This is a genomic window from Desulforudis sp. DRI-14, assembly GCF_052618305.1.
On the sequence record NZ_JBQXEZ010000001.1, the window covers coordinates 160,645 to 187,140 of the forward strand.

Annotated in this window: 19 protein-coding genes and 2 riboswitches; of the genes, 1 reads left to right on the forward strand and 18 read right to left on the reverse strand. The window is 63.8% G+C overall.

The window, feature by feature from the left end; translation table 11 throughout:
- Positions 1 to 80 precede the first annotated feature (80 nt).
- The 17 genes from ACUM6F_RS00830 to ACUM6F_RS00910 all read right to left on the reverse strand — a co-directional run bounded on the left by ACUM6F_RS00830 (position 81) and on the right by ACUM6F_RS00910 (position 24,114).
- Positions 81 to 1,274, reverse strand: a complete 1,194-nt coding sequence (locus ACUM6F_RS00830; RefSeq protein WP_445348080.1) for a branched-chain amino acid ABC transporter substrate-binding protein — start codon at positions 1,272 to 1,274, stop codon at positions 81 to 83.
- Between the two features lie 425 nt (positions 1,275 to 1,699).
- Positions 1,700 to 2,818 carry an alanine dehydrogenase gene (gene ald, locus ACUM6F_RS00835; RefSeq protein ID WP_445348081.1) on the reverse strand — a complete coding sequence of 373 codons (1,119 nt, stop codon included), beginning with the start codon at positions 2,816 to 2,818 and terminating at the stop codon, positions 1,700 to 1,702.
- A 36-nt stretch (positions 2,819 to 2,854) separates the two neighbouring features.
- On the reverse strand, positions 2,855 to 4,261 hold the full coding sequence (gene lpdA / locus ACUM6F_RS00840; protein ID WP_445348082.1) for a dihydrolipoyl dehydrogenase: 1,407 nt from the start codon (positions 4,259 to 4,261) through the stop codon (positions 2,855 to 2,857).
- A 91-nt stretch (positions 4,262 to 4,352) separates the two neighbouring features.
- The gene (locus ACUM6F_RS00845) at positions 4,353 to 5,216 is read right to left on the reverse strand and encodes a lipoate--protein ligase family protein (protein ID WP_445348083.1); all 864 of its coding nucleotides are present in this window, start codon (positions 5,214 to 5,216) and stop codon (positions 4,353 to 4,355) included.
- A complete protein-coding gene (locus tag ACUM6F_RS00850; protein WP_445348084.1) occupies positions 5,206 to 6,162 on the reverse strand; it encodes a LipS2 family lipoyl synthase in 957 nt (318 codons plus the stop codon). Before ACUM6F_RS00850 ends, ACUM6F_RS00845 begins: the two co-directional genes overlap by 11 nt.
- Complete coding sequence (locus tag ACUM6F_RS00855) at positions 6,159 to 7,088, reverse strand: LipS1 family lipoyl synthase (RefSeq protein WP_445348085.1); 930 nt, start codon at positions 7,086 to 7,088, stop codon at positions 6,159 to 6,161. Before ACUM6F_RS00855 ends, ACUM6F_RS00850 begins: the two co-directional genes overlap by 4 nt.
- Before the next feature lie 4 nt (positions 7,089 to 7,092).
- Positions 7,093 to 8,604, reverse strand: a complete 1,512-nt coding sequence (gene gcvPB / locus ACUM6F_RS00860; RefSeq protein ID WP_445348224.1) for an aminomethyl-transferring glycine dehydrogenase subunit GcvPB — start codon at positions 8,602 to 8,604, stop codon at positions 7,093 to 7,095.
- A 20-nt stretch (positions 8,605 to 8,624) separates the two neighbouring features.
- Positions 8,625 to 9,968, reverse strand: coding sequence for an aminomethyl-transferring glycine dehydrogenase subunit GcvPA (gene gcvPA, locus ACUM6F_RS00865; RefSeq protein ID WP_445348086.1), 1,344 nt, complete (start codon positions 9,966 to 9,968; stop codon positions 8,625 to 8,627).
- Positions 9,968 to 10,357 (reverse strand): glycine cleavage system protein GcvH, encoded by a 390-nt coding sequence (gene gcvH / locus ACUM6F_RS00870; RefSeq protein ID WP_445348087.1) that lies wholly within the window; start codon positions 10,355 to 10,357, stop codon positions 9,968 to 9,970. Before gcvH ends, gcvPA begins: the two co-directional genes overlap by 1 nt.
- Positions 10,358 to 10,723: 366 nt before the next feature.
- Positions 10,724 to 11,824, reverse strand: a complete 1,101-nt coding sequence (gene gcvT, locus ACUM6F_RS00875; protein ID WP_445348088.1) for a glycine cleavage system aminomethyltransferase GcvT — start codon at positions 11,822 to 11,824, stop codon at positions 10,724 to 10,726.
- A gap of 140 nt (positions 11,825 to 11,964) precedes the next feature.
- A riboswitch (glycine riboswitch) is annotated at positions 11,965 to 12,078 on the reverse strand.
- A gap of 291 nt (positions 12,079 to 12,369) precedes the next feature.
- The gene (locus ACUM6F_RS00880) at positions 12,370 to 15,246 is read right to left on the reverse strand and encodes a S8 family serine peptidase (RefSeq protein ID WP_445348089.1); all 2,877 of its coding nucleotides are present in this window, start codon (positions 15,244 to 15,246) and stop codon (positions 12,370 to 12,372) included.
- 221 nt (positions 15,247 to 15,467) lie between these two features.
- On the reverse strand, positions 15,468 to 16,253 hold the full coding sequence (locus ACUM6F_RS00885; RefSeq protein WP_445348090.1) for an ECF transporter S component: 786 nt from the start codon (positions 16,251 to 16,253) through the stop codon (positions 15,468 to 15,470).
- A complete protein-coding gene (locus tag ACUM6F_RS00890) occupies positions 16,246 to 17,820 on the reverse strand; it encodes an ABC transporter ATP-binding protein (protein ID WP_445348091.1) in 1,575 nt (524 codons plus the stop codon). The genes ACUM6F_RS00885 and ACUM6F_RS00890 overlap by 8 nt, the downstream gene beginning before the upstream one ends.
- Positions 17,821 to 17,861: 41 nt before the next feature.
- The gene (locus ACUM6F_RS00895; RefSeq protein ID WP_445348092.1) at positions 17,862 to 18,764 is read right to left on the reverse strand and encodes an energy-coupling factor transporter transmembrane component T; all 903 of its coding nucleotides are present in this window, start codon (positions 18,762 to 18,764) and stop codon (positions 17,862 to 17,864) included.
- Positions 18,751 to 20,163 (reverse strand): S-layer homology domain-containing protein, encoded by a 1,413-nt coding sequence (locus tag ACUM6F_RS00900; protein ID WP_445348093.1) that lies wholly within the window; start codon positions 20,161 to 20,163, stop codon positions 18,751 to 18,753. Before ACUM6F_RS00900 ends, ACUM6F_RS00895 begins: the two co-directional genes overlap by 14 nt.
- Entirely contained in the window at positions 20,160 to 21,296 is a 1,137-nt protein-coding gene (locus ACUM6F_RS00905; RefSeq protein ID WP_445348094.1) for a DUF4430 domain-containing protein, read from the reverse strand. Before ACUM6F_RS00905 ends, ACUM6F_RS00900 begins: the two co-directional genes overlap by 4 nt.
- Entirely contained in the window at positions 21,286 to 24,114 is a 2,829-nt protein-coding gene (locus ACUM6F_RS00910) for an S-layer homology domain-containing protein (RefSeq protein WP_445348095.1), read from the reverse strand. The genes ACUM6F_RS00905 and ACUM6F_RS00910 overlap by 11 nt, the downstream gene beginning before the upstream one ends.
- A 139-nt stretch (positions 24,115 to 24,253) precedes the next feature.
- A riboswitch (cobalamin riboswitch) is annotated at positions 24,254 to 24,449 on the reverse strand.
- A 365-nt stretch (positions 24,450 to 24,814) separates the two neighbouring features.
- Here ACUM6F_RS00910 and ACUM6F_RS00915 point away from each other — a divergent pair.
- A complete protein-coding gene (locus tag ACUM6F_RS00915; RefSeq protein WP_425620331.1) occupies positions 24,815 to 25,732 on the forward strand; it encodes an isoaspartyl peptidase/L-asparaginase family protein in 918 nt (305 codons plus the stop codon).
- A gap of 51 nt (positions 25,733 to 25,783) precedes the next feature.
- Here the strand turns inward: ACUM6F_RS00915 and ACUM6F_RS00920 are convergent, their stop codons facing one another.
- Positions 25,784 to 26,464 carry a LysE family transporter gene (locus tag ACUM6F_RS00920; protein ID WP_425620332.1) on the reverse strand — a complete coding sequence of 227 codons (681 nt, stop codon included), beginning with the start codon at positions 26,462 to 26,464 and terminating at the stop codon, positions 25,784 to 25,786.
- Positions 26,465 to 26,496 lie beyond the last annotated feature (32 nt).

Sequence of the window (26,496 nt, forward strand, 5' to 3'; positions counted from 1 at the left end):
CGAAACAGCATAAAAAGTAAGGTAAAAAAGGCCGGCTTTACTCAAGCCGGCCTTTTCCTCAACACAACCAGCTTCAGCTCTTACTTCTTCAAGAATTGGCCCGCTTCGATCTCCATTACGATCGGGGCCGGGAACTTGAGTTCCTTGAATTCGTAAACGAAGACCTTGGCGTCCTTGTTGTCGCCCTTGTCGTCGAAGCTGACGTTGGTGGCGACACCCTTGAAGCCCTGGATGGCGCGGACAGCTTCGCACACCTGCTGGCGCGAAGGCTTCTTCCCACCATTATTCTCGATGGCCTTCTTAATTCCTTCCAGGGCAACATTCATCGCGTCGTAGCCATAGGCCGCAAAGCTTCCCGGAGGCGCCCCGAACTTCTCCTGGTATTTCTGAGCCCAGGCCTTGCCGGCCTCGGTCAGCGTCACGTCGCCGGCGACAGAGGTGCAGAAGACGCCCTTCGCAGCCTCACCGGCGATTTCGATAACCTTCGGGTCGTACATGCCGTCCGGACCCATGAAGTAAGCCTTCAGGCCCTTTTCCTTGGCCTGCTTCGCCAACAGCGAGCCCTCCGGATACATCCCGCCGAAGTAGATGAAGTCAGGCTTCGCGGCCACAGCCTTGTTCAGAACGGCGCTGAAGTCGCTTTCACCGGCAGTGATGCCTTCGTAGCCGACAACCTTGGCGCCGAGCTTCTCAGCCTGAGCCTTGAACTCGTCGGCGATACCCTGGCCGTAAGTAGTCTTGTCGTGGATCACAAAAACGGCCTTGGCACCAAGAGTCTTGACAGCGTACTCAGCGCCGACCGGCCCCTGGATGTCGTCACGGCTGACGATACGGTTGACAACCGGCAGGCGGCGGTCGGTAACGGCCGGGTTGGTGTTCGCCGGGGAGACCTGGCATAGGTTGTCCTTTACATAGACCTCGGAAGCGGGGATAGCCACGCCGGAATTCAGGTGGCCCACCACGGCCAGGATGTCCTTATCGGTGATCATCTTCTGCGCCACGGCCACGCCTACCTTGGGGTCAGCCTGGTCGTCCTGCGGAGCAAGCTCCAGCTTAAAGCCCAACGCCTCGAACTCAGCCACACGCTCTTCCAACGCCATCTGCGCGCCCAGCTTGATCGGTTCGCCCATCCCGGCCTGAGCACCGGATAACGGAGACACGGTCGCGATCTTGATGACCTCGAGCGCGGCTTTGTCGCCGCCGCTCTTGTCCCCGCCGCCTCCGCAGCCGACCGCGAACAGCGCGACCAAAGCAACTACTAATACCAGAGCCAACAGTTTACCCTTCCCTCGCACTTTCCCAAACACCCTCCCCAAATAAGATTTTAGATTGCAGTGATAAAGGCCCCTTATGAAACACCTGCCAAGGAGCCTCTTCGCCCCGTAACGCCCGTGCATCCGGCTTCGCTAACCAGCCAAGATCTCTATGTAATGTATACAAAAGACAGTATACAAAACCCGCACACACAAAAAGGGCTCTTCGGGAACCCCGCTCCCAAGAGCCTCTTTGCTCTGCGCCTTTCGTCAACTCAAGCGCCCTTGCTTGGCAATTGCATGTACTTCATAAAAACAGCGCAATCGGATTCTTTTTAGAATTTTTGTTTAATTATACATATCCGGCAAGTCTACGGTCAACACAAATTTTCGCCCGCCGGGCTACGGGCCTGTTGAAAAACCCGGGGGCTGTTCAAAAACAGTCCCTACTGGAGGATGTCCCGGAGCGCGTCACAGGCGAGGCCGTGGGCCTCAGCCACGCCGGGACAGGTTACGCGGCCGGCGACCACGTTGACCCCGCCGGCGAGTCCCTGGTCCTCCTGCACCGCCCGGCGCCAGCCCTTGTTCGCCAGGGTCAGGACGTAGGGCAGCGTCGCGTTGGTCAAGGCCAGGGTCGAAGTGCGCGGGACGGCCCCCGGCATGTTCGCCACCGCGTAGTGCACCACGCCGTGCTTGACATAGACAGGGTTCTCATGCGTCGTCGGGTGGTCGATAGTCTCCACCGAGCCGCCCTGGTCGATGGCGACGTCCACGATTACGCTCCCGGGCTGCATGGCCTGCACCATGTCCTCGGTAACCAGGTGCGGGGCGCGCGCGCCGGGGACGAGGACGGCGCTGATGAGCAAATCGGCGTCCTTTACGGCGGCGGCGATGTTGAAGCGGTTGGAGGCCAGCGTCTCGACCCGGCCGTGGAAGATATCGTCGAGGTAATTCAGGCGGCCGATGTTGTTGTCGATAACCGTGACCCGCGCGCCCATCCCCACCGCGCGTTTGAGGGCGCTGGTGCCCACCGTGCCGCCGCCGACGATCACCACGTGGGCCGGCGGGACGCCCGTCACGCCTCCCAGCAGGACGCCCTTGCCTCCGTGCGGTTTCTCAAGGAAAGACGCCCCCACCTGGACGGCCATGCGGCCGGCCACCTCGCTCATCGGCATCAGCAGCGGCAACCCGCCGCTTCGGCTCCGGATGGTCTCGTAGGCGATGGCGATGACCTCGCTGTCCATCAGGGCCCAGGTAAGCTCGGGCTCAGCCGCCAGATGCAGGTAGGTGAAGATGACCAAGCCGGGGCGGAAGTAACCGTATTCCGGCGGCAGAGGTTCCTTGACCTTGACGATCATCTCGGCCCCGGACCAGACCTGGGCTGCGTCCTTCATCAGCTCTGCGCCGACGGCCGCGTAGTCGTCGTCGCCAAACCCGCTGCCCATGCCGGCCCCGCGCTCGATCAGGACGCGGTGGCCGGCCCTGACCAGCGCGTCGACCCCGGCCGGGGTCATCGAGACCCGGTTTTCTTGCGCCTTAATCTCCCTGGGAATGCCGATAATCATTTGCTTGAGAGCCTCCTTCTAATCCTTCGGTAAGCGTCAGACGGGCCGTTCTTTTCGCGGAAGAAGATGAACGGCCTCGCCCGTAACGTCGTGCGCTGCTTCCCCCAGTGCTTCGGACAAAGTGGGATGGGCATGCAACATGTGTGCTAGGTCGCCGACCCTTGCGCCAAGCCTAACGGCCAGGGCCCCTTCGTGGATGAGCTCGGAGGCGTGCGGCCCCAGGATATGCACCCCGAGAACCCGCCCGTCCTCGCCCGCCAGCACCTTGACCAGGCCGTCCTTCTCGCCCTGAACCTGCGCCTTGCCGTTGGCCGAGAAGGGAAACCGGCCCACCGCGTAAGGCACCCCCCGTTCCCGGGCCCAGTCTTCGGTCAGTCCCACGCCGGCCAGTTCCGGGCGGGAGAAGATGCAGTAAGGAACGCTTTCGTAATCCGCCTCGCGGGCGCCGCCGAGAGCGTTGTCGGCGGCCGTCAAGCCCTCGTGCATCGCCACGTGAGCCAGTAAGAGTCCGCCGATTACGTCTCCCGCCGCCCAAATCCCGGGCACGCTCGTCGCCATTGTCCGGTCCACCTTGATCCCCGCCCGGCTGTGCGCGACGCCGAGGCGCTCCAGGTCGATCCCGCCGAAGTTCGGCGTTCTTCCTGCTGCCAGAAGCACCCTGTGCGCTTCCAGAACACTCTCGCTCCCGCCGGTTTCCGACAGCCGGAGCAAAACCCGGCCTTCATCCGTTTCCCAAACCTCGGCCACCCGCGTCGAAACCCTGATGGCGATACCCGACCGCTTCAACAGGAGCGCCAGCCGCTGCTTCAGTTCCCGGTCGACCCCCGGAAGGATTTCCGGCAGCACCTCGACAACCGTTACGCTCGACCCCAAGCCGGCGAAAAGCGTAGCCATCTCAATGCCGATAACGCCGCCCCCGATGACGGCCAGCGAAGGCGGCACGTCACGGACGGCGAGCCCCCGGTTGCTGTCCAGGACCAGCGGGGAGCCGATCCCAGGAACCGGCGGAGCGACCGCCCTGGAACCGGTGGCGATGATCAGCCGGCCAGCCTCTATCTCCCGCGCCCCGCCGGGGCCGGCCACCCTGACCCGCCCCGGCTGCAGGATTTCGCCCCGGCCCGCCAGGACCTCGACGCGCCGGGCCTTCATCAGCTGTTCCAGGCCCTTGACGAGCCCGTCGACGACCACGTCCTTGCGGTCTACCGCGGCCCCGTAATCGAGCTCGACGCCGGAAACCTTGACCCCGAAGGCGGAGGCCCGGCGCACCGCCGCATATATTTCCGCCGTCTGCAGGAGGGCCTTGGTGGGGATACACCCCCGGTTCAGGCACGTACCGCCGAGGCGGTCACTCTCGATGAGGGCCACCCTCGCCCCTTTTTGGGCGGCCCGCACGGCGGCCGCGTAGCCGGCCGGCCCGCCTCCGATCACGGCCAAGTCGAACAAAGACTACACCCCATTTCTGTCGTCAGTCGCCGGTCGTCAGACATCAGTATTAAGCATTACCGATGCGCCCTTAACCCCCGCTACCCGCTGCCTACTGTTGACGACCAAGTTTGTTCCACCAATCGGAACCGTATTTCTCTCTGGCGAGGCGCTCTGCTTCCTTTTCCTCTTCGGGCGTGAGAACCCCCTCTACCAGTTCTATGCCCCGGGCTGCGGCAAAACCGCGGGTCAGGCAGCCAGCCACTTCCGCAAAGGTAGGCCTATAACCGAGGAAATCGCTGATTCCGCCCGCCTTTTCCGCAAGCAGCCTGTGGACCCTGGAACGGGCTCCTTCCAGCAATTTCAAGACCTGTACCAGCTTCTCCGCGTCGAAGACGATCGGGACCGAACCGTGCTGCAGGATGACCCCGTTGCTCCTGGTCTGGGCGCTCCCGACGACCTTGCGCCCCTGCACCGCAATCTCGTACCATGAGGGAGCATCAAAGCATGCCGCCGACAAGCCCCGTTCCCCGGCGTTCTGCTCGTCACGGCCCACCAGCGCCGCCGGCAGACCTAGCATCCGCAACCCTTCCACGAGGCCGGCGGCAAGGATGCGGTACGTCTCCACCACCGAGCCGGGCAGCAGTTGCTGCGCGATGACGACGCTGTAGGTCACCTCCTGGTCGTGGAGGACCGCTCTCCCGCCGGTAGGCCGCTTAACCCAATCAATGCCCAGGCGGCGGCAGGCCTCCAGGTCCACTTCTTCCTCCAGCCGCTGGAAGTAGCCGATAGAAACAGCCGGCGGCTTCCACCCGTAAAAACGGAGGGTCGGGGGCACAAGGCCCTGGCTGTGGGCCAGCAGGATTGCTTCGTCCACGGCCATATTGACAGCGGCGGTGTTAAAACCCGTCTGCAAGAGCCGCCAGCGGGACTGTTGACCGGTTGACAAGCCGCAGCGCACGTTCCTATCCCCCATTACTACAGCACAACGCTATCGCCTGCTCTTCTTCTTCCGGCGTCAGGGTGCGCGGGTAATTGTAGACCGGGCCGCCCGGCCTTTCGTTGTAAAACGGGCGGTTGCAATCCGGGCAACCGGACGTCCGGAAGGCGTCGCCGCCGGCCAGAAGCCGGCGCAGGCGCCCGGCCGGGACACCGAAATCAACGATGCGCCCCTGACGGAACGAGATCCCCTCCGGCGCGACAGAACCGGAGGCCAGGAGATAACGGGCGGCTTGGATTCTCCGGTAGGAGGCGAGCGGCGGAGGCATGCGGCCCTCCAGCGGCGTGCCGCGTACGGGCGTGAAGGCGAAAAGCCCGACCGTTACGCCCAGGCCAGTAATCCGGCCGATCAGGCGCGTCATTTCCTCCTCCGTTTCCCCCAGGCCCACGATGAGATGGGTCCCGATACGCCCCGGAAAAGCGGCGGCGGCTCCCTCGATCAAAGCGAGATCGCGCTCCCAGGAACGCCCTTTCAGGCGGGCGTGCAACCCGGGATTCGCGGTGTCCAGGGGCAGACCTGCACGGTCGGCGCCCTGCTCAAACCACCCCTTCAGCTCCCGGACGCCCGCAGGGGCCAGGCAGACAGCCACGGGGATCGGCGTGCGGCGCTTTATCGCCTCGAGGAGACCGGCCACTTCACGGCGATAACCCCTGCCCTGCACCGCCTGGATGCAGGCGCGACTGAACCGTCCCTGCTCGTAGGCCCGGCCCACCAGGTCGGCAACCCGATCCGGTTCGGCCGGAGGCCAGGTAACCCTGGAAAGCATGTCGGTCCTTGCGCCGGAAGCGCGGCCCTGCGGGCAGAAGCCGCAAGAACGGAGACAGTTTTCTCCCGCCATCAGGTAAGCCGTAGACGGGCGGGCGTCCAACCGGCTATTTTTTAAACCGATAACCGCGGCGGTAGCCGCCGATACCCGGATCACAGGACACAACACTCCTCGCCCCTGACAATCTTCAGACCGAGCATCGATGCCGTTTCAAAAGCCCCGCGTCCCGGCTGCACCACCTTGTTCACTCCGGCTCTGACCGCCAGGGGGTCAAGGACTTCACGGTACCTTCCGCCCGGGCGCATGCAGCCCAGGAAGATGGGCGTGCGGGGGAACTCGATTCTGGCGCGGGCGATCAGTTCCACCACCTCTTTTACGGGCGGCGGCCGGCGGTCCGTGAAACGGGTGCCGCGGGTCGGCCTGAACACGAGAAAAACGATCGCCTCCGTCCCGATGCTTTTGAGAGCCCGGAGGGCCTTCCACTCGCCGGAGACCATTCCGCCCCGGAGGCCGATACAGATGTGCGGAACCACCCTGGCGTATTTCCTAAGCAAAGCGTAAGCCCGAAGATAATCCTCCGGTGTCTTGTCAAGGCCGGTTACCTCGCGAATCGTGGCCTCGTTACCCAAAAGGTCGAAAGAAATGACGTCGGCCAGGCCGGCAAGGCTCTTGGCCTCGTCTTCGCCGGCCAGCCCCACGTGCATGTTGAGCCTCCCGGCCTTCTTCAGTTCCCGGATCTTATCTATAAACGGCAAGACGGGAACCTTCCCCGCCGCGTCACAACCGCCGCTCACCAGAAAACTTCTGACTTGAGGCATGTGCAACCCCTTCACGGCCCGGGGCAGGGAAACCATGCCGGAAAGATAGTGACCCCCGCAGTGAGCGCAATCCAGGACACAGACGTTTCCGGTTACCGAAACCGGCAGCGTCCGGACCGGTACATCAAAGCCGATCTCCATCGGAAAGTTCCGCCGGCGCACCGCCCAGGCCTCGCGCAGCAACTTTTTATCGAGGGCGGGTCTACCGGTCTCATTCCTCAAGTCTACCGCTGCCGCCCCGGTCACCCTATCCATCACCTTCATTCCTCTATTCCCGCGGCCCGCTGCCTGACGACCGATACCTGAGATCCGGCTGGCGGGCCGCGCGGGCTTCGTCCAGGCGCCCCACCGGCGTAGTCAGGGGAGCTCCCTTGACCTTCTCAGGATTAGTTTCGGCTTCCTCGGCAATCTTGATCATAGCCTGGACGAACTGTTCGAGGGTCTCAAGGTTTTCGGTCTCGGTCGGCTCAATCATTATCGCCTCTTCAACGATCAAGGGGAAGTAAATCGTGGGCGGATGGTACCCGTAGTCCAAAAGCCTCTTGGCGATATCCAGGGTACGCACGCCCTGCCTTGCTTTCTGCCTTTTGCCCGACAGCACGAACTCGTGTTTGCAGTGCCGGTCATACGGCAGGTCGTAGTACGGCTGCAGGCGGCGCATCACGTAGTTGGCGTTCAAGACGGCGTGCTCGGCCGCCCGGCGCAAGCCCCCGGCCCCCAAGGCGCGGATGTAGGCGTACGCCTTAACCATGACCCCGAAGTTGCCGTAAAAAGACTTCACGCGGCCGATGGACAGGGGCCGGTCGTAGTCCAGGCGGTAGCGTTCCCCGTCAAATTCCACCGTCGGTACAGGGAGAAAATCAGCCAGGAACTCCTTGACCCCAACCGGACCGGAGCCGGGCCCGCCGCCGCCGTGGGGGGCGGCGAAAGTCTTGTGCAGGTTGAGGTGCACCACGTCGAACCCCATGTCGCCCGCACGCACGATGCCGGTGATCGCGTTCATATTGGCGCCGTCGTAGTAGAGCAGGCCGCCTGCGTCGTGAACCATTTCGGCGATAACGTGGATGTTCTCGTCAAAGAGCCCCAGGGTATTGGGATTGGTCAGCATCAGCGCCGCGACGTCGTCGTCAAGGACCTTTTCCAGGGCCGCCAGGTCGACGCCGCCCCGCGCGTCCGACCGGACCTGCACCACCTGGTAACCCAGCATGGCCGCGGTGGCCGGGTTGGTCCCGTGGGCCGAGTCGGGGACGATGACCTTGCCCCGCCGGCGGCCCTGTTTTTCGTGAAACGCGCGGACGATCATCATCCCGCACAGTTCGCCGTGGGCACCCGCAGCCGGCTGGAAAGTGAAGCGGTCCATCCCCGTGATCTCGCACAGATACCATTCCAGCTTGTACATCAGTTCCAAAGCACCCTGGACGATCTCCTCGGGCGCATAGGGATGCAGAGCTGCAAACCCGGGCAGGCGAGCCACGTTTTCGTTGACCTTGGGGTTGTATTTCATCGTGCAGGAACCAAGCGGGTAGAACCCGGTATCGACGCCGTGGTTTCTCTGCGACAGGCGGATGAAATGGCGCACAACATTAACTTCGGCCATCTCCGGAAGGTCCGGGGGCTCTTTCCGGAGACTCCGGGAAGGCAGGACATCGGCAATGTCCTTTTCGGGGACATCCAGGTCCGGCAGGGGGAAGGCCGCACGCCCGGGAACGCTCAATTCAAAGACCAGCGGCTCAGCTTTGGCCGCGCGAAACTCGGCCAGCGGCGCGTCCTGCAGATTCATTTCTTTAACGTCAACGTCTTTCATTCCCTGTCCTCCAATCCCGCCACCAGCCCGTCGATTTCGGCCCGCGTGCGTTTCTCGGTGACGCAAAACAGTAGGCAATCCTCCAATCCCGGGTAGGCCCGCCCCAGTTCGTAGCCACCGATTATGCCGCGCGCCAGGAGCCGCTGGTTGATCGTCCGGGGCACCTCGGGGCACCGGACGGCGAACTCCTTAAAGAACGGGCCGGAAAAGGCGGGCTTGAAGCCGGGGAGAGAACAGATCCTCTCCCGGGCATAGTGGGCTTTCTGCAGCGACTGGCGGGCGACCTCGGCCAGCCCCTTCTTCCCGAGGGTGGTAAGGTACACGGCGGCGGCCAGGGCGCACAGGGCCTCGTTGGAGCAGATGTTGGAAGTAGCCCGTTCCCTGCGGATGTGCTGCTCGCGCGTCTGCAGGGTCAGCACGAAACCGCGGTTGCCGTCGCCGTCCGCCGTCACGCCGGCGATACGCCCCGGCATACGGCGGACGAAGTCTTTCCGCGCCGCGAAAAAGCCCAGGTAAGGGCCTCCGAAATTCAGCGGGTTGCCCAGCGCCTGTCCTTCGCCGACGACAATGTCGGCTCCGTAATCGCCCGGGGCTTTTAAGACGCCCAGGGAGATGGGGTCGACGGCCGTTACAAAGAGCGCCCCGGCGCTGTGGGCAATCCGCGACAACTCGTCGACGTGCTCCAGGCACCCGAAAAAGTTGGGCTGCTGAACGATCAGACAGGCCGTGTCGGAATCCACAACCTCGGCGACCCGGGCGGGATCAACGCCCCCGTCCTCGCCAAAGGGGACCTCGACTACCTGGAATTCCACGCACCGGGCGTAGGTGTTGACCGTCTCCCGGTATTCGGGGTGTACCGACCCGGCGATAACAACCTTGAAGCGCCTGGTAACCGAACCGGCCATCAAGGCCGCCTCGGCCAGAGCGCTGGCCCCATCGTACATCGAGGCGTTGGCCACATCCATGCCCGTAAGGATGCAGATCAGCGACTGGTACTCGTAGATCGACTGCAAGACCCCCTGGCTGATCTCGGCCTGGTAGGGGGTGTAGGCGGTGTAAAACTCGCTGCGCAGCAGGATGTGGTCGACCACGGCCGGGATGAAGTGGTCGTAAGCGCCCGCGCCCAGAAAGCAAACGTAGTCGTCTGCGCTGACGTTTTTCGCACTGAGCCTGCGCATGTGCCTGGCCAGCTCCGGCTCCGTCAGCGGCGCGGGTAGGCTGAGCGCTTCCTTCAGCCGAATCTCCCCGGGGATGTCCGCAAAGAGATCCTCGATGCTCCCGGCGCCGATGGCCTTCAGCATGGCCCGGCGGTCTTCTTCGGTATGAGGCACGTAATCCATTAACGGTTCGCCTCTTCTTCAATAAGTCTTTGATAGGCTTGGGCGTCAAGGAGGCCGTCCAGCTCGGAGGGATCGGCGATTTCAATGACGATGATCCATCCTTCGCCGTACGGGTCTTCGTTGACGGTCTCCGGCCTGTCGAGCAGCTTCTCGTTGACGGCGACGACCTTCCCGGATACGGGGCTGTAAAGGTCCGAGACGGTCTTCACCGACTCCACAACGCCGAACGTCTCCCCCTGCCGCAGCTCGCGACCCACCTCGGGAAGTTCCACAAAAACCACGTCCCCCAACTGATCCTGGGCGTAGAAGGTGATCCCCACTTTGCCGGTCCGGCCGTCCACCTGTATCCACTCGTGCTCTCTGGTGTACCTAAGATGGCTCGGGTACATCAACAACGCCTCCTTTTACTCTGTCTAGGAGACCGCTGAAAAACTGCGCCTGGCAAAAAGGATGTCGGATGCCGGAAGTCAGAAATCTGACCTGATGAAATCCGCAAAGCAGATTTCTAAGGATTATAGACTTGCGATCGCGAAGCGATCGCTTCCCGTTCCGACCTCTGACCTCTTGCCTCGGACCTCTTTCTGAGCGGTCTTAAGGGTAACTTCCGAAGCATAGCCGCACCCCCTAAAGATGCCTGTGCCAAAACCGGTGAATTAGTTTTTGCAGCACTCTCCTGGACGCTCTTGGTGTTTATAGTCAGGTATCCTACTTTTTACAGCACTCTCCCAGCGTTTAATGCTTATTAGCGCTTAGTGCTACTTAGGGCGAATGTAAAAGGGCTTCTTGACCACCTGCGCCCGGCAGTCTTTGCCCCTGATCACGACATCGATCTCCGTTCCCGCCACGGCGTATTCCGCCGGGATGTAGGCCAGGCCGATGTTCTTTTCGAGACTGGGGGAGAACGACCCCGAGGTCACCCGGCCGGTCTCGGAACCCGCCGTCTTTACCGGGTAACCGTTGCGCGGGACCCCGCGCTCCAGCATTATGAAGGCCGCCAGCTTCCGGCCGACCCCCCGTTCCTGCTGCTCCAAAAGGGCCTCGCGCCCGATGAAACCAGGCTTCTCCAGGTCCACGAAGCGGCCCAGGCCCGCCTCGAGGGGTGTCGTTTCCTCGTCGAGCTCGTGCCCGTACAGGGGCATACAGGCTTCCAGCCGCAAGGTGTCGCGGGCCCCCAGCCCGGCTGGAACCAACCCGTGCGGGCGGCCGGCGTCCATTATCCTCTCCCACAGTACAGCGGCGTTCTCGCTCCGGCAGTAAAGCTCAAACCCGTCCTCGCCGGTGTAGCCCGTCCGCGAAAGCAGGCAGTTCACCCCGGCTACGGAAACGTCAGGCACAAACCAGTAGTACTTGATCCGCCCGAGGTCGCAGTCCGTGAGCGAGGACAAAATGCTCTGCGCAAGCGGTCCCTGCAGGGCCAGCTGGGCCGTCTCCAACGAGACGTCCCGGACTTCGACTCGGGGGAAGCGGATGGCCGCAGTCCGAACCCACTCGTAGTTCTTAGCCGTATTGGCCGCGTTCACCACCAGCAGGAACCCGTCTTCCAGGCGGTAAATCAACAGGTCGTCTATAACCCCGCCTCTTTCGTTGCACATAGGGCTGTACTGCACCTGGTTGACCTGAAGCCTGCCGGCGTTGTTGGTTACCAGCGCCTGCACGAGGTCGAGGGCCTGGGGTCCCCGCACCTCGATCTCGCCCATGTGCGACACGTCAAAAAGACCGGCCTTTTGCCGCACGGCCTTGTGCTCCTCGATAATCCCGGCGTACTGTACGGGGAGGGCCCAGCCGCCGAACGGGACGATGCGCCCCCCGTATTTCACGTGCACCTCGCATAACGGAGTCCTCTTCAGGGTGTCCATCTATTCGTGCCTCCCAATCCCGCTTCTGAGTGCCGATTGCTGAGTGCTGAATGCCATTGAGCTTAGTCTGCCACTTCGTCCCATGAAAAACCAAAGACGGAGAAAAACCGCCTCTTACCGGCCCTGCGGCCGCCAAGAAAAGGTTCTTCCCCGTCCTGCTTACCTGAGAGTTTCCCCTAGCCATACAGCGCGCTAAGGTTGCCCCTTCGGTGCCCCTCAAAAGAAGTTGGAGGGTTCTCTCCAGGGATGTGTCCTGCTGCTTTCAGTCCCCTGAACCGCCGCTATTGCGGCAATCTTGCTTTTGAAGTCCGATGTCTCTTACACGTCTTTTGCATCAGGTGACTGAACGTAGGGATCAAGCCTTTAAGCAGCTCTCATCCACCGTTATGCAGTTGTCTCAAAGCTACCGGGTATTTTCGCCGGGAAGGTGCAAAATCCTTCCGCCGCCGGACCAACAGTCGTAAAATGTTTCGTTGCAGCAAAAAAAAGAGAGGATAAGGACAGCCGCCTTATCCTCTCAAGCTAGTAAGCATTCGATTCCTTGGTTACCTGACGATGGTTATCTCCCTGGACACGGGGCTGTAATCCACCTTGGCCCCCAGGGTTTCGCTGACGAAGCGCAGGGGCACGAAGGTGCGCTGGCCGTTGATCACCGCCGGCGCTTCAAGGGCGGCCGGCGCGCCGTCGACCAGGACGCTTTGGGCGCCGATGGTCAGGACGATCTCCCGGTCCATGTCTTTAATGACCACCTGCCGGGCCGCGGCCGCCCAGTCGACCTCGGCGCCGAGCGCCTCGCTGACGAACCGTACCGGGACCAGCGTCCTGCCGCTCTGCGGATCGATGTAAGGGGCGGCGTCAAGGGCTCTCGGGCCGCCGTTGACGGTGACGGTCAACTCGCCGACGGTCGACCTGATCACCTTCGGCTCGGGAACAAAGACGGCGAACCTGGTCAGGTGGTTGATGCTGATGACGGCGTACTGCGGCTTGCCGTTCGCATCCTTTTCGATGGCGGTCTTCACCGGGACCCACCGCGCCGCCTTCGTGTCGTAATAGTGGACTACACCGCGCTCGCTCGTCGTGGGCAGCTTGATGGTGATGAAGTCCTTGAAGGTCGTTTCCCGATCCGTAGTAATCTCGTAAATGTCGCCATCCAGCTTCAGGCTCGGGCCGGACGGCACCAGACCGCTTATCTCGCGCACGGTCAGCTTCTTGACAGTGAAAGTGGTATCGGCCGTCAGGGCGGTCCACGGTATCTGTACGGTTACGCCTTCGTAACTCAGAGAACCGCCCGTGGCAGCGCTGATCTTCTGGCTTGCGCCGTCCGTGGGCACGATCGGCATGGCGCCGCCGCCGCCACCGCCGCCGCCACCGCCGCCAGTCGGCAGGCTGTTGACGTAGGCAAGGGCGGCAGCAAGGTTGAGGGTCCCGCCTGTGGCTACCTTGCCGTTGAGCGCATCTAAGGGTGTAACTCTTTTAAGGCCGTCAACCAACTGGCTGGTTGAAAGGCTGCTGCGGAGCGAAAGCGCCAGCGCCGCCCCGGCCGACACGAAGGGCGCGGCCATCGAGGTGCCGTCCCAGGAAGCGTAAGGGAAGACTCGCTCCAACACAACGGTCGCTTCGGCCGATCTTGGTAGCAGTACGTCGATATATTCGTTGTCCGTACGAAGGTCGTACGATACCCCATCATACGGGGCAGCTACACCGTTCAGGCCGGCGACAGGGTCCCAGCACTCCGCCACCAGCTTGGCCTTTAAATAATCAGTGTAGAACTCTTCTCCTTCGATACCGTATCCGGCGTCACGGCCGGCCAGGAAGAGCATGCCCCCTGCCTGAAGGTAGGCGATGAGATTATCCCGGTCGTTCTGCGTCAGATTAGGGGGCGGATTGTCAAAGATTGGCGGGGCGCTGTCCAGTGCGTGCCCCGTGAACCAAACCACGCCGCTATATACGGCAGCATCTACTGTCGGCCCGTCAGCCCCCAGTCCAACCTCACATAATGTATATACATAACCTGCCGTGCTAAGGGCATCTAGGTAGTAAGAACTCACATCGGGAAGGGTAAAAAATGTCTTATTGGGGTATTGATAAGTCCCGTCCTGGTCATCGTCAACAACCAGGAGAGGTTTCCCCAAGGGACCCTGCGTATCGGCCGGGGTAAGGTCGAGGCCGTAATATACGGCACGCACGATGCTGTCGTAAACCGCTCCCTCGGTGCTGGTCCCGCCGGACGCATCATTAAGGTCCTCCGCGCCAAAACCCCAAAAGACAGCCTTATAGTTGTAAACGCTGTCGCTCACAGCTAAGGCCATTCCGGCACCCTCGTAAGCGGGAACCGTGCTCACAATATCCTCGCCGGGGGCAGCAAGGGTCACGCTTTGGACGCCGTAGTTTGAAAACGACGCCAATTCGCCGGTCGGAGCCAGCGCCGCCACACTGACGATGTTCGGCAAGGCGGGATAAGTCACTCCGCCGATCGTATGCGAAACCGTGAAACTGGCCGGCCAGGTAGGCGAGGAATCATTGTCGTCCCCCAGGTGGTCATCTCCGCCGTTCCCCGCTGCTGCTATAAAGAGCATACCCGGACAATTCTTAATGGCATTATACTCTTCCAAATCGAAATCGCCGGTGCCCCCGAAACTCATATTCACGATTTTGGCACCGTTTTGCTTGGCGTAGTTTATCGCCTCCACAATATCTGTCGTCGTAAAAAACCCTAAAGCATCGCCGGCCTTCAGCGGCATAATCTTAACATTCGGGGCCGCGCCGGCGATACCTTCGCTGTTGCCGGCAACAGCAGCAATGATCCCGGCCACGTGCGTCCCGTGGCCGTGGTCGTCAGTGGGGTCGTCATCGTTGTTTACGAAGTCGTAACCCGCGACCAACCGTTCCGCCAAGTCCGGGTGGGTTAAATCCACCCCGGTGTCAATAACCGCCACCACTACCGAGGACGAACCCTTAGTGTAATTCCAAGCTTCCTCGGCCTGTACACCGTAAACCGTATTGATCAAGCCCCACTGCTGATCCCAAAGGGGATCATTGGGATCAGCAGCAATGCGATAGATGTAGTTCGGCTGGGCGTATTCGACCGCCGGATCCCGCATCAGCTCGGCCACGACATCCTCCACATTCCGGCCGCCGGTGTCGTACAGCACCGTCGACGTCGGCAGGTCACGCACGCGGGAGAGGCGGTGGGCAGCAGCCACGCTGCTCCTGGCTGCCGCCTTCCCCTGGGTTTCCTTGAACTTGACCAGCACCTGCCCGGCAACATAGTCCGCACCTTTAAGCAGCTTATCGTTTTTGCCCGTCTTCGCCAGAGCGGGGCCAACCATACTAAACAGCAGAGAGATAACTAACAGCAAGGCCAGCATTCCCCGGCGGCAGCTCTTGCCCGGGCCGACCTTTTCAAACAAGTGGCGGACCATTCCAAACCTACTCCTCTCAGAAGCGTCTGTCATCTTTGTCGCAAACCGGGACAGATCCCGCCGGCGCCCGTTCCGGTTGCGTGCGCAAGCCTCCGCCGGCCGGGTGTGGTACCGCTTGGCAGCCCGGCCGGCAGACAGGAACGGCTCACAGCAACTGTTCCCGGCGGATTAATATGCCAAAATTCGCCACAATTCGATATGTTCCTTCTACGTCACGCCTTTTACTCAGGACGAGAGGCGACAGAACCGGGACCAAGACAGTTTTCCGGGCGGGGGCGCGGCCGGGTTTGGGAAGAGAGCCGGGTAACGGTGATCCTGTCCCGGAAGCGCTCGAGGGTGCGGATGACGCGCCGGCCCAGGAGGAGCACGAAGACGGCGTTGCCGATGGCGTGAGCCGTGTCAAATGGCAGACTGAGGCTTTCCACAGCCAGAAACGACCGCAAGTCAAGGGGGTAAAAGGATGTCGTCCAGACCCACAGGTTGACGACGGCCCCGTAGAGATACCCCCAGAGGATGCTGAAAGCTACCATGGCCGGCAGCCCCAGTCCTTTGATCAAGACGGAACACCACCCCGCCGAGGCTCCGGCCAGTCCCCAGGCGATCATTTGCCAGGGGGTCCAGGGGCCCTGCCCGAGGGCAAAATTGGAGAGTACGGCCGCGACGGCCCCCACCGCAAAAGCAACCCGCGCCCCGAAGACGATCCCGGCCGTTATGCAGACGAAGGTCACCGGTTGCACCCCCGGCAGGAAGGCAAAGGGTATCCGGCCGGCGGCGGCCAGGGCGGCCAGGCTGGCCACCAGCATGATTTCCCGGCCGGCGGGGCGGCCGCATTCATACCGCCAGGCCGCGACCACCAGCACCAGGACAGCCGCGCCGAAGGCCAACAGGCCGTGGCTGACCACGGTCCCCGTGACTCCCAGCCAGGCGCAGGCGCCAAGCACGGCTAACGGCAAAAGCCAGACCAGCCACGAGAGCAACCGGAGCGACCGGCCCGTCTTCCTAGCCATGCCCGGCACCCGCCTGCGCCATCCAAGCCCGGGCGGCGCTGAAAGTCGTCACTTCGGCCACCCCGCGGAAGAGCCGCGCCACTTGCGGGCTGTAAAACAAAGAGTCGCCGAGGACCTCCGCCGGCGTTCCGGCGGCCAGGACCCTGCCTCCGGCCATAAAGACAACCTTTGCCGCCCACTCGGCTGCAAAGTCCACGTCGTGGGTGACCAGGAGCACGCTTTTGCCATCCTGCCGGCAAAGCCGATCCAAGAGGCGGCCCAGAGTATCCTTGGCGGGCTGGTCCACCCCCCGCGTCGGCTCATCGAGGAGGATCAACGAGGGCCCGGCGACCAGCAGTGAAGCGAGGGCCACGCGCTGGCGCTCCCCCGCCGAAAGATCGCGCGGATTCACCCCGGCCAAGTCGGACAGGCCGCAGGCGGCCAGCACATCGGCCACCGGCCCGGACCGGCCCAGGGCGCGGAGGGTGAAGCCGAGTTCTTCTGCAACCGTATCACGGAAGAGGTAGTCGTTGGGGTTCTGGGCCAGGTAGGCTACCCCGGCGGCCAGGCCGGCTTTGTTCAGCGTCCCGCGGTCACGCCCGAAGATGCGGATCCGCCCGCCGTCCGGCTTGAGCAAACCGGCGAGGAGCTTGAGAAGGGTACTCTTGCCCGCTCCGTTGGGGCCGACGACAGTCGTTATCGCGCCGGCGGGAACCGCAAGGGAAAGATCCGTTACAGCGGCTGCGCCGCGGGGGTAGGCATACCGGACCCGGCTGGCCTCGACTGCGAGGTCAGCCGGGTCCGTTCGCGCTCCCTGGGCCTGCCCCGCGTGACCGCCCGCCACCGTGCGGAGCAGCTCCCGGCGTCCCTCGGCCACGGTGAGCGGGTGCCTTCCATTGACTGCAGCCAGCAGCCGCGTCACCGCCGGGACGTAAGGCAATCCGGCATTGAGAGCCAGTTTCGCCGCTTCCCGGGGAGGAGCGTCAATTACCACCCGCCCCGCTTCCATCACGGCCACCCGGTCGGCAAGATGATAGCAGCGGTCCAGGCGCTGCTCGCTCAGGATCACCGTAAGGCCGTACTCCTGGTTCAGCCGCCGCACCAGTGACAGAAACTCGTCGGCCGCCGCGGGGTCCAGCTGTGAAGTCGGTTCGTCGAGCAGCAACACCCGGGGCTGCATCACGAGGACGGCCGCCAGGACGGTTTTCTGCTTCAGCCCCCCGGAAAGCTCCGCCGTCGGGGTCCGGAGGTACGGGGTCAAGCCGAGGAATTCCGCCCCTTCAGCCACTCTCCGGGCGATGACCGTTGACGGCAACCCGATGTTTTCCAGGCCGAAGCACAGTTCGCGCTCCACCGTCGTCATCACCAGCTGCTTTTCCGGGTCCTGGAAGACAATGCCCACGCTTCGGGCCAGTTCCCGCCGCCCGACGTCACGCAGGTCACGGCCGTCCAACAACACACGGCCGCCGAAGACGCCGCCGTGAAAGTCGGGCACCAGCCCGGCAAAGGCGCGCAGCACTGTGCTCTTCCCCGATCCCGAAGGACCTGCCAAGAGAACAAAGGTTCCTTCCTCGATCTCGAGGCTCATACCCCGCAGGGCGGGTGCGCTCCGCCCGGGGTAGGTGTAGACTAGGTTTTCCGCCGCCAGGATGGCCAGTGTTCAACCCCCCAGTACCAGAGCGGCAGGAGCAAGCCCCCTGCCGCTGTGAGCATCGCAACAGTCCAAAGATTTTCACGGTAAAACCCCTCCAGGAGGGGGTAGAAGCCGACCCGGGCCGCGCCGGAGAAAAGGCCGTAACCCAACCCGCCGAGCACCAGAACCGCCCCGCCGACGGCAAAACAGTCACGTCCGGCCCACCTTTCGGGGAGGTGTGTCCTCCTCCCGGACCCGAAACCCCGAGCGTGCATAGCCTCCGCCATTTCCAGCGACCTTTCCAGGGCGAGCACGAGTATCCCGGCAAGCACCACTGCATAACCCCGGAAGCGCGCCGCCACGGACCCGTCGCCAAGGGACAGACCCCGGGCCGCGTGCGCCTCTTCCACCGACCGGAAATCGGCGGCCAGGACCGGCAGCAAGCGCAAAGCCACCAAAACGGTAAGCGCCGTTCTCGGCATTCGTGCCGCCAGGAAGGCAAAGGCCCGGTCATGTTCGGTCAGCCGGTCATAGAGCAGAAAAGCGAGCCACACGACAGCGAGACGGAGGGCCATCACAACGCCGAAACAGACGGCTTCCAGTGAAACCTGCACCCTGCCGAACAGCGGCCAATACCAGCCGGGGTCCCAGATGATTGTAGTTCCTGCGCGGACCAGCAAGGCGTTCAAGCAAACCACAGCGGCCGCCACAGGCACGAGGGCGTGCAGCGGCCTGGCGGCCTGCGCCCAACCCCGGGTAACGACCAGACCGGCAAAGGCCGCCAGGCCGAGCACGGCCAGGGGCAAAGGATGCTGGTAGACCAGGCTTGCCGTCAGCAGAGCCCCGAAGTAGAGGCCGGCCGCCAACGAGTGCAGTGATTCGCGTCTATTGCGGCCCATTACTTGTTCCACTCCCGGCCCGGAGAGCCGCAAACAAGCTCCAGGCAACCTGCGCCCGCCCGGCGGGCTTTTCCGGGCTGAAGCCGGGATAGAGCAAACCTGCTCGCCGTCCTGCTTCCACCGGCCCGGTCCACCAGGGCCCGGCGGCGGGCGGAACGGACAGTTTCGCCATCCGGCACAGCACCGCGGCCAGTTCGGCGCCCCTCACCTTATCTTGGGGAGCAAAGCAGCCGCCTGGACGCCCTCTGAGCAGACCGCCATGCACCGCCGTCGCCACAGGCCGATAAGCCCAGTGGTCAGCCGTCAGGTCGACAAAGGAAACCCCACTGTTTACCGGAGGGTTCAGGTCTAACGCCCGGGTCAACAGGCAGGCCAGTTCGGCGCGGGTGACGGGGGCTTGGGGCCTGAAGCTGCCGTCCGCGTACCCGCTCACGATCCCCCGCGCGGCGAGTTCGGCTACTGCCGCGTGCGCCCAGTGCTCGGGACCGAGATCGCTGAACCTGCCGGACCGCGGCAGGGCCCAGAAAGGCCTCCCGCGTTTCAGGTCCCCCAGCGCCAGCAGGGCCTGGCTGGTGGCGATAATGTCGGCCGGCCCTCCCCGGTAGTGGGCAAAAGAGCCATCCGGCCGCTGGAAAGCCAGCAGGGCCTGAACGGGGTTCCCGCCTGGCTGAGTCCAGTCCCCGCCTTGCGGGTCCATGCCGTAGGCAACAAGAGCCTGGATAACCCAGGCGCACGATTCGCAGGACTCTACTCCCCATGAAACAAACCCCCCGCCGGGCTGCTGGCGGCTGTGCAAAAAGGAAAAGGCAGATGTCACCGGGGGGCTGTCCGCTTCCAAACCCAGAGCCTTCATCGCGCAAAGGGCCATCGCCGTTATATCGACGTCCGACTCCGGAACGGATGTACCATAGGAAAATCCGCCGTCGGCATGCTGCTGCTCAAGAAGCCAGGCCAGGGCCGCGTCCCCGTCGGGTGTTTCCCTTCCCGCAGCAGCCAGGGCTATGATCGCCCACACGTGAGCGTTGACCAGTTCTTCCCCCTGGCCCGCTGTGTTGTCAGCAAATTTGCCGTTCTTCAACTGCAGGTGTTGGAGCCTCGTCACGGCCTCTTCCGTACCGGGAGACCCAAAAAGCGTTCCGGCGATGATCATCCGCACCAGGCCGGTTGTCGGACCGTCCTCCGGCAGGCGGGACAAGGAAAAGTCCCCGGCACGGGGACATCCTGCCGCTCGCAAGGCAATCGAAGCCCAGGGATAGTCAGAGACCTGCTGGCCGGAGAGGTACGCACAGGCTCTTTGAAGTGAAGCGTCAACAGAATCGGAAGCGCTCGCCGGCAAAGCCAGGCAGATAACCAGCCAAAAACACAGCACGGCCTGGACCAGGACAGGTCTCGCTTTCATCTTGCAGCACCTCCCGCCGGCAGGGCAGTGACCTGAGACTCCTGTACCAGGACACCGCACCGGCAGCGAAGCTTCGAAGGATCTTCGAGCACTCTGACCGCTGCTTTCAGGCCGGCGTCATCAGTCCCCGTCACGATCCACAGCGGGTTCCTGTCCCCCGGGCCGGCGGCTGTTGCCAGGACCGTCCCGCAACTTTCTTTCAGGTCCACGGTAGCGTTCCCCCGCTCGTCCAACGCTGTAAAACCGTCGGCGGCAAGACGGCAATAGATGCCCGAGCGGGCTCCCCGCTCAACGATCTTAGCCAGTGCCGAGGATGCCAGATCCCTCCACAACCCCACAACGAGGACCGGCGTATTCCGCTGAAGGACGGCCCGGTCATCAACTATGCTCCCGCAGGCCTGAATGCCTTGAGTGGCGAGAGCTCCCGCCACCTGCCGGAACAGGTCGGACTGCCCCTCGGGATAAAGAATAAGCACGGGCGCGCCTCCTTTTAAGGGACAAGGATAGGCTCCCACAACGGCCGGAGCAGGCGGACCGGCGCTCCAGTCACGGTAGTCCCACCAGACCACGTCCCCGGGGTCGGGCCGGAAATCGGCGGCACCGACGGGGACAAGGACACCGTTGACCCAGTAAAACCAGTCCAAGCGTCCGCCCCGTCCGTCTGACCGTATGCCGTTGATCGCGTTCACGAACTTGCCGCCGTAAGCCGTTTCGACCCGGGTGTGGTTCTTAAGGAGCGACAGTACGTCACTTCCGGGCGGCAGGGGCACCTCGGCCGCGAAGAGGGTTTCCCGGCCGAAGTCCCGCGTCACCCAGAGGGTTACTTTAGGGCCGCCGGCCGCCCGTTGCCCTCCGGGTGCGGTTGTGTTCTCACGGTCACCGGAAGGGGCAGGGGTGTGTTCTTCGCCGGTTTGCAGCGCCGGAACCCCGGCGGGATCGCCTGCGCCGCCAGCCACCGATGACGGCGCAGACCGCAGGTTTTCTGCCGGTGTCCTTTCCGGCGCCGACGTTGCGGCCGCCGGCGAAGACGTTTCGGGCGGACCCGCCGCCGTGCCGCAGCCCAGGATACCCAGGAACAGGACGAGAAGAAGGGCCACGGCCAGGCCCTTGAAAGACAACGGTTTATGCCGCATCACGTACCGCCCTTTCGCGTTCCACCAAGCGCTGGACGAAGGCCGCGGCCTCGGCACGAGTTACCGGTCCGCGGGGGTTCAGGTGCTTGTCGGGCGTACCGACCAGCAGCCCTTCGTTTACGGCGGCGGCCACTGCTGTGCGCGCCCAGCCGGCGACCTGGTCGGCGTCGGTGTAACGCCCGAGAACTGCTTCCGCCCGTCCGGGCGGGAGCTGCTCCGGCTGGCCCGCGCGGTGAGCGGCGCGTACCAGGATGGCGGCCAGTTCCTGGCGGGTCAGCGGCTTCTCCGGTCCGAAAAGGCCGCCGGGCAGGCCGCGGACCAGGCCGCGGCGGGCGGCGGCGCCGATCTCGGCGCGGTAGGCCGCATCCACCCCGAGGTCGGTAAAGGACGGGGCCGGACCCGGCAACAGCTCCAGTCCGCGGGCCAGCCAGCCGGTGAAGACCGCCCGGGTGACCGGATCCCCGGGGCGGAAGGCCGGACCCTCGTCGGCCCCGATGACGCCCCGCGCGGCAAGATCTTTTACGGCCCCGGCGTACCACGCTTTTCCGCCCGCATCGATGTCTGTGAAGGCCGGAGAGGGGCCGGCCGGGGTCAGCGCTGCGAAGCGGGTGAAGTGGGTTATGCGCCCGGCCAGGAAACCCGTAGCCGGGTCGTAGACCGCCGCCAGGGGGCGCCACAGGTTAGACTGCGGGTCGAACCAGGCCAAGGTCAGGTCGGCCGCCGCCCGGCCCTCAGAGGGCAGACAGCGCAGGTAGACCGTGGCCGCCTTCCGGAAGGCCTGCCCGTCCGGGCCGAAATCGTACACGCCGGAGGCGAAGGTCTTCCCCACCGGGGCCGGCAGGCCCTCCTCCTCTCGTTTCTGCTCGCGCACGGAGATGGTCACGGTTCGTTCGAGAGCACCGGCGGGTATCTTTAGCCCGGCTTCCAGCAGTTCATCAGCGACAAGGGTTTCCGTCTCCGGGTTAACCTCCTGCGCGAGACCGACGCGGTTGGCGGCCAGAGCGCGCGCCAGCTCGGCGGCTGCCGCGGCGTCCGGCGGGGCGGAAGGCAGGACGGTGGTTGCCGGCCCCCCATCCTTTGCGGCGGAAAGCGCCTTTTCCGCCGCGGCGATACCGCCCGCCAGCGTCGGGGAAAGCGTAGGCCCGACAGGCAGCCGGTTTGGTAAAAAATCGCCGGTTTCTGCTAACGAGCGGACGTAGCGCCACAGTACGTCGTCCCCGTCACGGAGGCGGTAGGCGTTGCACGCCGCCGGGGGAGCCGATCCGTTCACCAGGTAGATCCAGCCGCTCGCCTGGCCGTATTGCTTTTCGGCCAGGCCGTCGATGCTGACCACATAGCTGCCGCCGAACCCGGTTTCGATGCTGGCGCCGAGGGCCTCCAGGGCCCCGAGCGGGGTCTGCTTCCCGGACTTCAGACTCACGGGACGCGCCGGGTACATTGTCATCCCGTCCAGGCCACGCACTTCGGCGGTGACGGTGACGGCCTCCGGGTTTCCACCGCCCGCACCCCCGCCTGGCGGCGCTGGCGGAACCTCCGGCAGCTTTGCCGGGTCGAGGCAGACGAGACCGAGCAGGGCCACGGCGGTGTCATGACCAGGGCTGTAACCATCGCTGCCGGCCTGCCACCGGAAGGCCCCGTCGGCCTTTTGCAGGCCCAGCAGGTGGTTGACGGCATTTAACCCCCCGGTCTTCGACCAGCCGGCGCCCTGCGGGTCCTCCCCGGCGGCGACCAGGGCCTGAATGACTTCGGCGTCGGAACTGCTGTCGGACGGGGGGCCCCATTGTCCATAGAAGAATCCGCCGTCGTCAGCCTGCATGGTCTTCAGGAACGACAGGGCTTTGCCGAGTGGCTGGCCGGCGGTCTTGTCGGCAGCGCCGAGGACCACGAGCGCCCGGACGGCGGCGGCGGTATCGTTGGAGTCGCTCAGGTAGCCTCCCCACGGGTCATTGCGGTCAGTGGTCCAGCCCCAGCCGCCGTCCGCGTTCTGGGCATCGATCAGCCATTGCCGCGCCCTGTCGCGATTCGGCACCGCTTCCCCCGCCGAAGAGAGGGCGAGAACCGCCCAGGCGTGGGCGTTGACCCAGGCGGCTTCGCCCGGCAGGCCGAAATGTCCCGAGCTGGCATCCTGGCGCTGCAGGAGCAGTGCGACCAGGTCTTTCCCGCCGAAGTTCCGCGGGTCCGCGTCGGCGCCGGCCTTCCTGGCTGCCGCCGCCGCCAGCAGGGTGCGGGCGATCGTCGTCGTGGACGTCGAGTCGGGATCCCAGCCAGCAACCGCGGAACCCATCGCCTCGAGGTGCCCCCGGCCGTTTTTCAGCCAATCGTTGGCCGACAGGTTCTCCCCGGCCGCGGCCAGGGCGATGGCCGCCCAATCGTCGGTCAGCTTCCCGTCGGCAGCTTGCTGCGCGCGCAGGTAGACCTTCGCCCGCGCCAGGGGGTTGCTGGCTGCCGCGCCGGGGTAGGTAGTCAACGACAAACCTGCCGTGGATCCGCCGTAGGCGGCATAGACCACCGTGGTCACGCTGTCCCAGCGGCCCAGGCCGGACGGCCGGGCGGGAGTAAAAGTGACCGCCTCGCCGTATACCGCGCTCAGGGTACCGCAACCGGGGTTGCCCAGCGACCACTCCACAGCCGGACTGGTGACTAACGTACCATCGTCATAAACTGTCGCCTTAATGGTGATGGGCGTTCCCTCGTAGACGATGCCGTTACTGTCGGAGTTCAATTGGATCGTAATTCCGGCCAGGGCCGGCGCTGCGGCAAGGCCAAAAAGCAGGACAAACACATAGAGAAAAACTAGCAACCGTTGGCAAAGCCTCATCGTTTTTGCCTCCCCAGCATGTATTGGCCGTAAAAAGTCACACCGGAAGCAAAAGACCCGGCCTTCCGAGGCCGGGTCGACAAGGCTAGCCGCCGGGTTCAGCGAAAAACACCGGACATCGCCCCCTCTCCCTCGGAGGTAAGCTTGCTGCTGTCCGGGCAGGTCTCCTGACTCAGGGTTCATCGCCGGTTCCAACCTTCCCGGGCCTGTCGCCCAGTGGCACTGCCGCTTTCCGCGGCAAGGAACTGCTCACCCATTACAGTGGCGGGGCCGTTCAGGATTCACACCTGATTCCCTTTTCACCTCCCTGGGAGACCGTTGAAAAACTTCGCCTGCCCATTTGGGAAGTGCGAGGTGAGAGGTCAGAAGTGTGAACGGGGCGGAATCCGCTCTGCGAATTCCAACCTGTATTTCCCACTTCCGACTTCCCACATCTCACCTCTCAAAGGCTATGCTCGTTTTTGAACGCTCTCTCCTGGCAGGAGGCACCCGGACAGGGCTCGATATGTGCTTGAAGCCAGCCAACCGGCAGGGCAAACGGCATTGCCGCCCGCAGCATTTTCCAGCTGGCTGTTTTGATCCTACCACAAGGTCCCGGCGATGTCCATCACCGCCCTGCAGGAAAGCGGACGAATTCCTGGCGGGAAACGGCGGCGCACCGTCCCGCATAGAAACCAGGCAGGCTGACGACAATACAGACATGGGCATTATCGCGGTACACGGCGGGCTGGATACGAGCCGGGAACAGGAATTCATGGCGCTTCTTAAGGAGGCGGCGCTGAGGGGACACAACCTTTTGATTCAGGGCCGTGTGCCGGCGCTCGAAGCCGTGCTCAACCTCCTGGAGGACTCGCCGCGGTTCAACTGCGGCTACGGCTCGGTGCTCAATCTTGACGGCGAAGTCGAGATGGACGCCGCCATCGTCGACGGCGGGACAAACCGTTTCGCCGCCGTGGCCGCCATCCGGGAGGTCGCCAACCCGATATCGGTGGCCCGCAAGCTGATGGAGGAAACCAAGCAGGTAATGCTGGCCGGGGAGGGGGCCATCAAGTTCGCGCGCCGGCATCACTTCCCCGAAGCCAACTGCATCACCAGGGAGCAGCTCGAAGCGTGGCGCAAGGCCAAGGACAGCCTGTCCCGGGGCGAGATGCCGGCCCAGAACCTCTTTACGGGGCTGGAGTACCGCGCCGACACCGTCGGGTGCGTCTGCTGGGACGGGCAGGCGCTGGCCGCAGCCTCGTCGACAGGCGGGTGTTCCCTGAAGATGCCTGGAAGGGTTGGAGATACCCCGGCGCTGGGCGGGGGGATCTATGCCTCGTCGACAAGCGCCGCGGTCTGCACCGGCGTGGGCGAAGCCTTTGTGGAGACGCTGACGGCCAAGTACGTGGACGAGCAGATCGCGGCGGGAACGCATCCCCAAGAGGCGGTCGAGTCAGCGTTAAAAAGGCTAGCGGACCTGAAGGGCGCCGAAGGCGGGATTCTCGCCCTGGACAGCGGAGGGCGTATCGGCGCGGCCTTCAACGCCGGCCGTTTCCCCGTCGTGGTCGTGGTCGACGGCCGGGTCCGAAAAGACTTCGAGCCGGTCAACCTCCGTCACCGCTTGGGAGGCGGAAAGTGAGAAGTTGGAAGTGAGTGAATCACCCGCAGCATCGGCTTGCAGCCATAACGACTAGACCATGCCAGCAAAGGTTTTGTACCCCGTCCAGATGAAATAGCCCCCGAGGAACACCAGAAAAGACCCGCAGATCACCAGGATCTCGCCGTAAACGGGCGGGGAGAGGAATCGCTTGCCCTTGACGACCAGGTAGGATACCAGGCCGTACCACAGGAAGTCGGCGGAAATATGCCCGGTAAAAAAAGCCGCAAGCCCGAGGTAGCCCTTGTCGAGCGACTGGGTGATGTAGGTCAGGCCGATGGTGGCCCACCAGAGAGACCAGTAGGGGTTGGAGACGCTGGTGACGGCGCCCAGGCCGATCAGCCTAAGAATACCTGTAGACTTACCCGCGGCCTCGCCGTCGCTAGTCGCGGCGGCGTCCTGCACAGCCTGGAGGTTGACCCTGCCGCGCAGCACGTCGCTGATGATGCAGTGCCCCATGTAGATCAGGAAGCCCCCGCCCAAGAAGGCGATCGTTCCCGTGACGGAATGGAGCGTTAGGAAAACGGCGAGCCCGCCGACGAGGGAGAGCACGAGGGCGCCTTCGAGAACGGCGTGGCCGACGATGAGCAGCGGCCCGGTCAACAAGCCGCGCCGGGCGGATTCGGCAACCGTAATAGTAAAAAGGGGGCCCGGCATCATCGCGCCGGTCAGCCCCACCACGAGTGCGGTTACGAAAATGACGCTCAGACTCACCTACCCACTCCCCAGTCAGAACCGCCACCACA

What these genes read in the sequence shown, in the direction of transcription:
- ACUM6F_RS00880 (WP_445348089.1), bottom strand. Translation starts at nt 15,246, where the DNA reads ATGGTCCGCCACTTGTTTGAAAAGGTCGGCCCGGGCAAGAGCTGCCGC.
- gcvT (WP_445348088.1), bottom strand. Translation starts at nt 11,824, where the DNA reads ATGGACACCCTGAAGAGGACTCCGTTATGCGAGGTGCACGTGAAATAC.
- ACUM6F_RS00895 (WP_445348092.1), bottom strand. Translation starts at nt 18,764, where the DNA reads ATGGGCCGCAATAGACGCGAATCACTGCACTCGTTGGCGGCCGGCCTC.
- ACUM6F_RS00855 (WP_445348085.1), bottom strand. Translation starts at nt 7,088, where the DNA reads ATGAAGGTGATGGATAGGGTGACCGGGGCGGCAGCGGTAGACTTGAGG.
- ACUM6F_RS00900 (WP_445348093.1), bottom strand. Translation starts at nt 20,163, where the DNA reads ATGAAAGCGAGACCTGTCCTGGTCCAGGCCGTGCTGTGTTTTTGGCTG.
- gcvPB (WP_445348224.1), bottom strand. Translation starts at nt 8,604, where the DNA reads ATGAATCTGCAGGACGCGCCGCTGGCCGAGTTTCGCGCGGCCAAAGCT.
- ACUM6F_RS00910 (WP_445348095.1), bottom strand. Translation starts at nt 24,114, where the DNA reads ATGAGGCTTTGCCAACGGTTGCTAGTTTTTCTCTATGTGTTTGTCCTG.
- ACUM6F_RS00845 (WP_445348083.1), bottom strand. Translation starts at nt 5,216, where the DNA reads ATGGGGGATAGGAACGTGCGCTGCGGCTTGTCAACCGGTCAACAGTCC.
- ACUM6F_RS00890 (WP_445348091.1), bottom strand. Translation starts at nt 17,820, where the DNA reads ATGAGCCTCGAGATCGAGGAAGGAACCTTTGTTCTCTTGGCAGGTCCT.
- ald (WP_445348081.1), bottom strand. Translation starts at nt 2,818, where the DNA reads ATGATTATCGGCATTCCCAGGGAGATTAAGGCGCAAGAAAACCGGGTC.
- ACUM6F_RS00915 (WP_425620331.1), top strand. Translation starts at nt 24,815, where the DNA reads ATGGGCATTATCGCGGTACACGGCGGGCTGGATACGAGCCGGGAACAG.
- ACUM6F_RS00905 (WP_445348094.1), bottom strand. Translation starts at nt 21,296, where the DNA reads ATGCGGCATAAACCGTTGTCTTTCAAGGGCCTGGCCGTGGCCCTTCTT.
- gcvH (WP_445348087.1), bottom strand. Translation starts at nt 10,357, where the DNA reads ATGTACCCGAGCCATCTTAGGTACACCAGAGAGCACGAGTGGATACAG.
- gcvPA (WP_445348086.1), bottom strand. Translation starts at nt 9,968, where the DNA reads ATGGATTACGTGCCTCATACCGAAGAAGACCGCCGGGCCATGCTGAAG.
- ACUM6F_RS00885 (WP_445348090.1), bottom strand. Translation starts at nt 16,253, where the DNA reads ATGGCTAGGAAGACGGGCCGGTCGCTCCGGTTGCTCTCGTGGCTGGTC.